The organism is uncultured Veillonella sp. (assembly GCF_934190855.1).
GTDB lineage: Bacteria > Bacillota > Negativicutes > Veillonellales > Veillonellaceae > Veillonella.
The window spans coordinates 1-8,957 of sequence record NZ_CAKPTN010000064.1 but is presented as its reverse complement, the minus strand read 5'-3'; the positions used below and the strand labels follow the sequence as shown (position 1 = coordinate 8,957).

At 38.1% G+C, this 8,957-nt stretch carries 7 protein-coding genes and 2 pseudogenes; 5 read left to right on the top strand and 4 right to left on the bottom strand.

The features are described from left to right. A pseudogene (locus Q0F90_RS05140) lies at positions 1–406 on the bottom strand (3-deoxy-7-phosphoheptulonate synthase); the annotation flags it as partial. A gap of 467 nt (positions 407–873) precedes the next feature. Between Q0F90_RS05140 and Q0F90_RS05135 the strand changes: the two are divergent. The 4 genes from Q0F90_RS05135 (at position 874) to Q0F90_RS05120 (ending at position 3,554) form a co-directional block, all read left to right on the top strand. Further along, positions 874–1,290, top strand: coding sequence for a GNAT family N-acetyltransferase (locus Q0F90_RS05135; RefSeq protein ID WP_296003968.1), 417 nt, complete (start codon positions 874–876; stop codon positions 1,288–1,290). A gap of 101 nt (positions 1,291–1,391) precedes the next feature. Beyond that, positions 1,392–1,850, top strand: coding sequence for a DIP1984 family protein (locus Q0F90_RS05130; RefSeq protein WP_296003966.1), 459 nt, complete (start codon positions 1,392–1,394; stop codon positions 1,848–1,850). 242 nt (positions 1,851–2,092) lie between these two features. Continuing rightward, entirely contained in the window at positions 2,093–2,632 is a 540-nt protein-coding gene (locus Q0F90_RS05125; protein WP_296003964.1) for a hypothetical protein, read from the top strand. A gap of 283 nt (positions 2,633–2,915) precedes the next feature. Next, positions 2,916–3,554: a hypothetical protein gene (locus Q0F90_RS05120; RefSeq protein ID WP_296003962.1), complete on the top strand. Its 639-nt coding sequence runs from the start codon at positions 2,916–2,918 to the stop codon at positions 3,552–3,554. A gap of 83 nt (positions 3,555–3,637) precedes the next feature. Here Q0F90_RS05120 and Q0F90_RS05115 read toward each other — a convergent pair whose 3' ends face one another. Further along, positions 3,638–4,666, bottom strand: a complete 1,029-nt coding sequence (locus tag Q0F90_RS05115; protein WP_296003960.1) for a ribonucleotide-diphosphate reductase subunit beta — start codon at positions 4,664–4,666, stop codon at positions 3,638–3,640. Between the two features lie 74 nt (positions 4,667–4,740). After that, complete coding sequence (locus Q0F90_RS05110; protein ID WP_296003958.1) at positions 4,741–7,023, bottom strand: ribonucleoside-diphosphate reductase subunit alpha; 2,283 nt, start codon at positions 7,021–7,023, stop codon at positions 4,741–4,743. Positions 7,024–7,450: 427 nt separating this feature from the next. On the opposite strand from Q0F90_RS05110, the gene Q0F90_RS05105 reads away from it, so the two are divergent. Further along, positions 7,451–7,966: a flavodoxin family protein gene (locus tag Q0F90_RS05105; protein WP_296003956.1), complete on the top strand. Its 516-nt coding sequence runs from the start codon at positions 7,451–7,453 to the stop codon at positions 7,964–7,966. An 89-nt stretch (positions 7,967–8,055) separates the two neighbouring features. Here Q0F90_RS05105 and Q0F90_RS05100 read toward each other — a convergent pair. Then, a pseudogene (locus Q0F90_RS05100) lies at positions 8,056–8,957 on the bottom strand (hypothetical protein); the annotation flags it as partial.

Below are 8,957 nucleotides of genomic sequence, written 5' to 3'. Positions count from 1 at the left end.
GGGAAGTACGAGGTTTGAACGCGCCGCCGCGAAGGATAGTAGCACCAGCTTCTTTACAAGCTTTTGCTGTTTCGATTACTTGCTCAGGTGTTTCAACGGAGCAAGGGCCCGCCATTACTGCGAAGTGACCGCCACCGATCAATACACCACCTACGTTGATTACAGAATCATCGGGATGGAATTTACGGTTTGCTTTTTTGTATGGCTCTTGAATACGAGTTACTTTATCTACGAAATCAAGAGATTCGATTTGACGCGCATCAAGGGATGCTGTGTCACCGATAAGACCTAAAATATTGTAGCGCGTGCCTTCTACAGGATGAATAACAAATCCTTGAGCCTCTAATTCACTGCGTAAACGAGATACCTCTGCTTGTGCTGCGTTTTGTTTCAATGTAATAATCATGATAATTCCTCCTTGTAACTACAGTGAATAGCTGGGCTTACCATACGGGATAGCAAACAAAAAAGGGCCACCCGTAATCTAATACGGGTAGCCCTTTTACTATTCTAAGCAACTAATAATAACTCAATCTTAATTAGCGCACCACAAATAGTTCCTTACCCGTACGTTGGATAAAGAACCAATAAAAGTATTGTTTTGTAGCGAGGCTAATTTGGTTAGTCATCTTTGGTTGCTCCTTTCTAAAAATTATGGGTCTAGTATAAACCCAAATGATAAAATTATGCAACATCTAAAAATGAATTTCATGGAAGTTTTAAAATGTTTTTGCTATGGGTATTAATCGGAACGGAGCAGTTTTACGGGATTAGGCCTGTTTTTGATATAATAAAAGTAATAAGTGCTCAGTGTGTTCCGTAATACGAGTGAATCGATTTTTATAAATATACTTATAATTAGAAAGGGTGCCTATGGTTATTCAAATTTTAGATCATATTACTGATGAAATAAAACAAATACGTATCGATGTGTTCATGAAGGAACAAGGTTTTACAGAAGAATTTGATGAAATCGATGAGACTGCAAAATTTGTTCTCTTATCTATGGATGGCAAAGCGGCTGGTACTTGCCGATATTTTCCAAGTGACGTAGCTGGAGATGCCCATATTGGTCGCATGGCGGTACGCAAGCTATATCGCGGACAACATCTAGGTACTAAGATTATGATGGCCGCAGAAAACGGCATTCGCCGCGATGGATTTAAGACTTGCTCCTTGTCGGCGCAAGTACAGGCAAAACCATTCTACGAATCCCTTGGCTATAAGGCCGAAGGGGAGGAATACCTCGATGAAGGTTGCCCTCATATCTTGATGCGGAAGGTTTTATAAGCCATTGAATTGCGTTGTATAATAAGAAGTAGCGGATATATGTATTGTACATAGTGTTTAATAAGAAAATTCATATATATTTGGTTGTGAGGTGAAAATTCATGAAACTAGCAGAAGCATTACAAGAACGAGCTGATTTAAATTATAAAATCAGCGATTTAGAGCTTCGTTTAACTTCCAATAGTTTAGTACAAGAAGGGGAAGTACCGAATGAGAGCCCTGAAGAGCTCTTGACAGCATTAGATCAATGTGTAACTAGACTTCAAAAATTAATTGCCGACATTAATTTAACGAATTGTAAAACTATTGTAGAAGGTCGTTCTATTACTGAAATTATTGCCGAAAAAGACTGTGCTGCGATGCGTTTAAGTGCGTATAGAACATTGGCGAATAGCGCAGGTAGTATCAATTTCCGTGCAAGAGGGTCTGAGATTAAACTAATACCGACCGTTAATGTCAGAGATATCCAAAAAGAAGCTGACATTATAGCAAAACAAGTTCGTTTATTAGACAATCTATTGCAGTCTGCTAACTGGACAACTGAACTGATTGAAAGCTAATATAGTTGGTAGTTTGAAACAGGGTGGACACAAAACTTTTGCTTTTACCAAGCTTATTATGAATACATTTATGGGGCGAATGAAAATCTACAGTGTAGGCCTATTTGCGCACAAATGTATTGATACAATTTACAATGTATTACCACGTGTCAACTGTACAAACGAGGGTGGCGTTGGGGATTATTTTTGAAATTCATATAGACTTTTATATGATAGTATTTGCTTTTAGAGAGAGAAGAGAGATGTTTAAATTTGTAAAAGTAGCTGCATTGGTACTCGCTTTTGTAGCAGGTATGACAACATATGCCGATGCTGTTTCCTTGGCTGAGGTGCAATCCCAACCAGAACGGTATAAGTTATTAGCTGATGAAAAAGGAATGTATTTATATTTAGATACAAAAACAATTAAGCTCAGCGTTGAACCTAAAGAGCGCCGCATGGAGGTTACATCCATCATAATACCTCACAACCAAGGATTAATCGGTGAATTTAGAGATGAAGTCGTAATGGAATCTGCCCGATCTATTAGAAACTTAACACTTTCTTACAAAAATAGATCAGACCTTACTTTGGAGGATGTAATTAGACTGGTAGAAGATAGCAAAAGACAGAATTCAGGTATGAAGACACGTACTATCTCCGATACCTTCTATTTACCAAACGGCTCTATTGATAAGAAAAATACAGCAGTTCAAAAGGACTTTGTAAAAACTCCTTATGGTGCTGTAAAATATGTAGTTGCCTCTAAGGCAAATGAAGTTGTATATGGTGAAGCGTACTAGATATTACAGCAGGTAATGTACTACAATATCAAGAGATTTCTAAATATAAGCGATAAAAAGATACCCAATCCAAAGTTCTGGATTGGGTATCTTTTTGTTATTATTCTAAGTTATCAAATTCAAATGCCGCTGCATTTGATTATAGGTGCATTAGTAGAGCAATATATTTAATTTATAAATAAGTATATAAATTTTACTTTTAATTAGGGAGTTGTGCTATAATATAGATAAATAATAATTATTATTCAATTACATAGAATTTCTTAAGTAAGGAGATTTCATAATGACAGCAGAACAAAAAGCAGCTACGGCAGCAACAAGTTCTACCGCAGCTAAACCAACACCTGAAGCAGGTACAGAATGGATAATTTGCCGTGTATGCGGATATATAGAGGAAGCAAAGTACAGGGATCAACCTTGTCCAACATGTGGTTTCCCTCCAACAGTTTGGATGGATTACAAGCCACGTCGCATTGATCCTAAACGTGAAAAATTGCTAGATCTTCATTTACATCCAATTGCGGTACATTTCCCAATCGCAGCAACAGCAGCTTCTTTCTTAGTACCTGTTATCGCATTGGTAATTCCATCTATTGCAGATGTATTATTCTCTGCTATTACATTAGTAGCAATGATTCTACCACTCCTCGTTATTATTGGTGGCATCTCTGGCTATATCGGTAGTATATTACGTTACAAAACAGGAAAGTCTAAGATTCCAAAAGCAAAAATTTACTTAACAATCATTTACTTCATCTTGTCCTGTGTACAAGCCTACATCGCTATTGCTGATGGCGTAAATGCAGATAATGCATGGATTATGATTATTTTAGGTATTGTAGCTTCTATCTTTGCTGCTAAACTCGGCAAAATGGGTTCCTACCTATTTGCTGGTCGATTCAGCCCATATACAGCTGGCTAATAGTTATTAACCGAATAACCTTTATAAAGAAAAAAGTGATTCTCACACCGTGAGAATCACTTTTTCTTTTATCTTTGTTGTTATTATTCTAAGTCATCAAAATCAAAGGCTGCAGCTTTTGTATAGTTTGTAACTTTTGCTTCGAAGAAGTCAGTTTTTGTGCTGTTCAAGTTGGAGAAACTTTCAATCCATTCCATTGGATTATCCTTGATTTCAGGATACAAATGAGGCAAACCGATTGCTTCTAAGCGGATGTTTGCAAGGTATTTGATGTAGCGTTCGATAAGAACATTGTTAAGACCGAGGATTTTATCATCAGTGATGTATTGTCCCCAAGCGATTTCATTTTCTGCACCTTGGCGAATCATGTCCGTAATTTTCTCTTCTAGTTCAGGTGTGAACAAGTCAGAGCGTTCACGGCGTAACTCGCGGATGATGTTTTGGAACAATACAAGGTGAGTTACTTCATCGCGGTTGATATATTTGAAGATTGTGGATGTAGCTGTCATTTTACCTTGGCGTGCCAATGTGTAGAAGAAGCTAAAACCAGAGTAGAAGTAGATACCTTCTAAGATATAGTTAGCAATAATTGTATGAATAAGGTTTGCTTCGCTAGGATCGTCGCTGAAACGTTGGTATGCATCGGCGATGAAGCGATTACGAGCGAGCAATGTTTTATCTGTACGCCATTCGTCATAGATTTTGTCACGTGTAATAGGATTTGTTACAGTGTCCAAAATATAGGAATAACTTTGAGCGTGAATTTCCTCTTGGAATGCTTGGATATTCAATAAGGACGCCACTTCAGATGCTGTAATATAGCGGCTCAAGTTAGGCAAGTTTTCAGATTGAATAGAATCAAGGAAGTTCAAGAACGCAATGATTTTGTCGAATGCACGGCGCTCATAATCTGTTAAGTATGGGAATTGCTTAACGTCTTCATTCAAGGAAATCTCTTCAGGAATCCAGAAGTTGTTGAGCATCGTACGGTACATTTGGTTAGCCCAGTCGTATTTGATACGGTTCCATTCGCGAAGGTTTGTGGTATTGCCACCAATCATAGCTTGCGTGCCACGTTCACCATGTTCGTTGAAAATCAGTTTTTTATCCATAGTAGGACTCCTTTATACAACGATGCGACCTATACTGCTATAGGTCGTCATCAGATTTATATACACATCTAGTATTAGGAGGAGCAGCTAGTGCACTCATCCATTTCAAGGGATTGGTTACGGATGTAGTAGATTGTTTTAATCCCTTGTTTGTAGGCCTCAACGTAAAGGTCTAGAATTTCTTTCGCTTTCATTTGAGGTGTAATATACAAGTTGAAAGATTGTGCTTGGTCAATATGACGTTGACGTACGCCACAAGCTTTGATGGACCATTGTTGATCGATTGTATGCGCCTCTTTGTAGAGCCAGAATGTTTTGTTGTTCAAATCTGGTGCAGTTTTTGGTGTGAAAGAACCTTTCTTTTCTTCGATAAAGAATTTTTTGAAGATAGGGTCGATACCAGCTGTTGTATTCGCAATGTTGGAAGTAGAACCAGTTGGAGCTACGGCCATTAAGTAACCATTGCGGATACCATATTTAGCAACATCTGCAGCTAATTGTTTCCAACGATCGGATGTGTAACCACGGCGTGTGAAGTATGCACCAGTTTCCCATTCGGAACCTTTGAAGGCAGGATATGCACCTTTTTCTTTTGCCAATTCCATGGAAGCTTTGATCGCATAGTAAGCGATGTTTTCGAACAATTTGTCCGCTACTTCGATGTGCTCATCAGATTCCCATTGGATATCGTGGTTTACGAGGTAGTGGTGGTAACCAGAAGTACCAAGACCGATAGCACGGTATTTATCAGACGTCATACGAGACTCTGGTACTGGTGCTTGGTTAATGGAAATAACATTGTCTAACATGCGAATTTGAAGGGCAATGTTTTCTTCCAATTCTTCGTCAGTAATACGACCAAGGCTGATGGAGTTCAAGTTACATGTAACCATGTCGCCCGTATTTGTTTTAGTAGTGATAGTACCATCTTCGTTGATGATTTCTTCAGCAAGATTAGTGAAGCCAACGTTTTGCGCGATTTCGTGGCACAAGTTGGATGCGTAAATCATACCTGCATGTTTGTTAGGGTTTGCAGCGTTTACAGTATCGCGGAAGAAGATGAACGGTGTACCAGTTTCAACCGCGGAGCGCATGATTTTTTTCATCATGTCCAGTGCTGGAACTTCGATACCATGTAAGTTAGGATCTTGTTCACATTCGATATAGCGTTTTGTAAACTCTTTTTCGTCTTCTGTATCGAAGTAGTCCTCTAAGGCATAGCCTTTTACAGCTAAGATTTCATGAGGGTCGAAGAGGGTGAAGTTTTCACGAGCAATCATACGTTCCATAAAGATGTTTGGAACAGAGATAGCAGGGAAGATATCGTGAGCTTTACGACGGTCGTCACCATTATTTGTACGAAGCTCTACGAATTCGTAGAAGTCTTTGTGCCAAATATCGAGTGTTACTGTAGCGCCGCCTTTACGTTTGCCTAATTGGTCTACCGCAACTGCAGTATCGTTGTATAAACGGATCCAAGGAATAACGCCACCAGAGGAGTTTTTGAAACCGCGGATGTCGGAGTTCAATGCACGAACTTTACCAAGATAGATACCAAGAGCACCACCATGTTTAGATACGCGAGAAAACTTGCTGTTTACGTCGTAAATGGACCATAAGTTATCATCTACACCAGAGATGAAGCAAGAAGACAATTGATGGAATGGTGTGCCAGCATTTGCCAATGTAGGTGTAGCTGTTGTCATTTTTAATTGGCTCATCAAGTCGTAGAATTTTTTAGCGTATTCTACTTTATTTTCGCCTTCTACTAATGCTAAGTGCATAGCAATAGCCATGAAACGTTCTTGTGGTAATTCGTAGATTTCTTTGTTGAAGCCTTTTACCAAGTACCGGTCAGCTAACAATTTAAGGCCTTCGTAGTTGAAGAGATAGTCTCGTTTAGGTTTGATGTAATCGCCTAACTCTTGTAATTCGTCAGCAGTATATTCTGTAACGAAGAAGTCAGCGTATTTTTTTTCTTCTACAAGCATGTGTACAAGATTTGGGAAGTTGCCGTAGCCGAATGCTTTATAGCGGCGAGTGATAGCAGCTTCTTTATAGAGATCGAACAAGAATAGACGAGCCGCTACGAATTGCCAATCCTGGTTCATTTTGTTGACTTGGTTGCCGAAGCCATCGTCTTTTTTAGAGATAACCTTTTCGATAGCTGTTTGTACTAAAGTTTTTTGAATCTCTTTAGTAGTCATGCCATCAACGAATTGTAACTTCGCATCCATTTCCAATTCTAGTGGATCACAAGAATCTAACCCCAAACATGCGAAGGCAATCATACGTTTCGTTTTTTCAACGGATAACGGCTCGAAATGGCCATCCCGTTTCTTGATCATAATCTCCATTACTGTTCCCCTTGAGTCTTAAAAGTAATAAAACTGTTAATCTAAGCATATATAAGATTAGACTGAAAAGTATAAAATATCTTTAAGTTAAATCTAATCAGAAAAATAAGAAAACTACAATATATGGTAGTTTTCTTATTGAGCTTATACATTATGTTACGATTATAGCGAAAAAATTCTATACATTCAATATTGACATTTAGGAATTTTTGAATATAGTATGCTTAAAATTATCGATATAGTTATAAATACTAGAAAGTACTATATGGGATGCATATATGATGATTTTGAATGCTGTATCTCTTTTAAGAATAGTAAAATAGTACGTGACAGTAAATATAACTTCCTTACATATAATATTGTGATTTATTTTATTAAAAGACTACCTTACATATCCTATAATAGATATATAAATAGGAGGTAAGACATGAAGTCTATTGTTATATATTCATCTCTAACGGGAAATACAAAACAAGTGGCAGAGGCGATTACGAGCGTATTGCCAGCAGGTACACCCTGTGTATCTATGAACGAGTTGCCTTCCGATATAGCATCTTATGATCTTGTATTTGCAGGATTCTGGGTGGATAAGGGGACTGCAAATAAAGAGGCCCGTGATGTACTCGGTACATTGCATAACCCATATATTGCGTTGTTTGCAACGGCAGGTGTACCACCGCAAATGGCTCATGCTAAGGAGAGTTTAATCAATGCTGCAAAGTGTTTACCAGAAGGTGTAGAACCTGTAGGGACTTTCATCTGCCAAGGCAAAGTAGATCCTAAGGTCATCGAAATGATGTATAAAATGTTCCCTAAGGGGCATAGCCATGGCCAATCTGCTGACCGCGATGCACGTCATAAACAAGCTGCAGTTCATCCAAATGAAGATGATTTTAAAGCGGCGAAAGAATTTGCTAAACATATTCTTGCTCAGTTAGATTAGTAAAGAAAAGCAGTACCCCGCGTGGGTACTGCTTTTATAATAGTATAATAGGATATGGTTTTTATTCTGTTGCTTATACTAATGTTATGTTAGATATAAAGTACATGGAATATAACGCTGCGTAAGCTGAATTCACTTACAACGTAGGATGCTATAAAGAGTCTATATCCAGTACCATCGATGACAACAGGGTCAATAGTTCTACTGTCACCTATCTTACGGAAGGTATCATATAAATGGTGTACCTCGGTTACTCCGTTTGGCATAGATACCTCTAAATCAAGACCATCGTTGATTAATTGGAAAGAGATGTCGTTGAATTTTGCAGAAGGTCTTTGATGTTCCACAATATTCGTATCAGTCACTTGTAAGTAAATATTAGGAATATAATTATTGTAACCTGTTACAGAAATAGCCTTTGGTAACTCCTTAGCCTCAAAATGAATACTTTCCAGTTGTTTTGTTTTTGCTGGAGTGGTAGCTGGCGTTTTTTCAGTATTTTTATTATCTTCCGTATTTTCTGTATCTTCAACATATGGATATTCATAAGATGTTCTATAGGTTAGGCCATATGTGGTAAAAGTTTCTACTATAGGAAGGTGTACCTGCCATTGACCAGCTACTTTAGTGTAGGTAGCTAAATCTCTATATGTTGTATAGCCCACAACTGGCATAAATAGAACTGCACCTAGTGCGAGAGCCATGACGGTGGTGTGTACAGATGGTGTTAATCGTTTAACAAGAGTGTATACATTGTATATCAAGAAGATTAGATTGAATGCACCTACATAGATTGTATTGAGCCACAATACAGGATCATTGATTAAACGCTTTCCTATGAGCGCTAAACAAATGGTAGTGATGGCAATAAACAAGATGCACAATATCCGTTGTGTTCGATTGCTTTCACTAGACCTAAAACTAGCCAAATAGAATAAGTAGAATAGAGTCAAATACGGATAGTATGTGTAAAGAAAACGTGTGTCTAAGC

What these genes read in the sequence shown, in the direction of transcription:
- Q0F90_RS05120 (WP_296003962.1), top strand. Translation starts at nt 2,916, where the DNA reads ATGACAGCAGAACAAAAAGCAGCTACGGCAGCAACAAGTTCTACCGCA.
- Q0F90_RS05135 (WP_296003968.1), top strand. Translation starts at nt 874, where the DNA reads ATGGTTATTCAAATTTTAGATCATATTACTGATGAAATAAAACAAATA.
- Q0F90_RS05125 (WP_296003964.1), top strand. Translation starts at nt 2,093, where the DNA reads ATGTTTAAATTTGTAAAAGTAGCTGCATTGGTACTCGCTTTTGTAGCA.
- Q0F90_RS05130 (WP_296003966.1), top strand. Translation starts at nt 1,392, where the DNA reads ATGAAACTAGCAGAAGCATTACAAGAACGAGCTGATTTAAATTATAAA.
- Q0F90_RS05115 (WP_296003960.1), bottom strand. Translation starts at nt 4,666, where the DNA reads ATGGATAAAAAACTGATTTTCAACGAACATGGTGAACGTGGCACGCAA.
- Q0F90_RS05105 (WP_296003956.1), top strand. Translation starts at nt 7,451, where the DNA reads ATGAAGTCTATTGTTATATATTCATCTCTAACGGGAAATACAAAACAA.
- Q0F90_RS05110 (WP_296003958.1), bottom strand. Translation starts at nt 7,023, where the DNA reads ATGGAGATTATGATCAAGAAACGGGATGGCCATTTCGAGCCGTTATCC.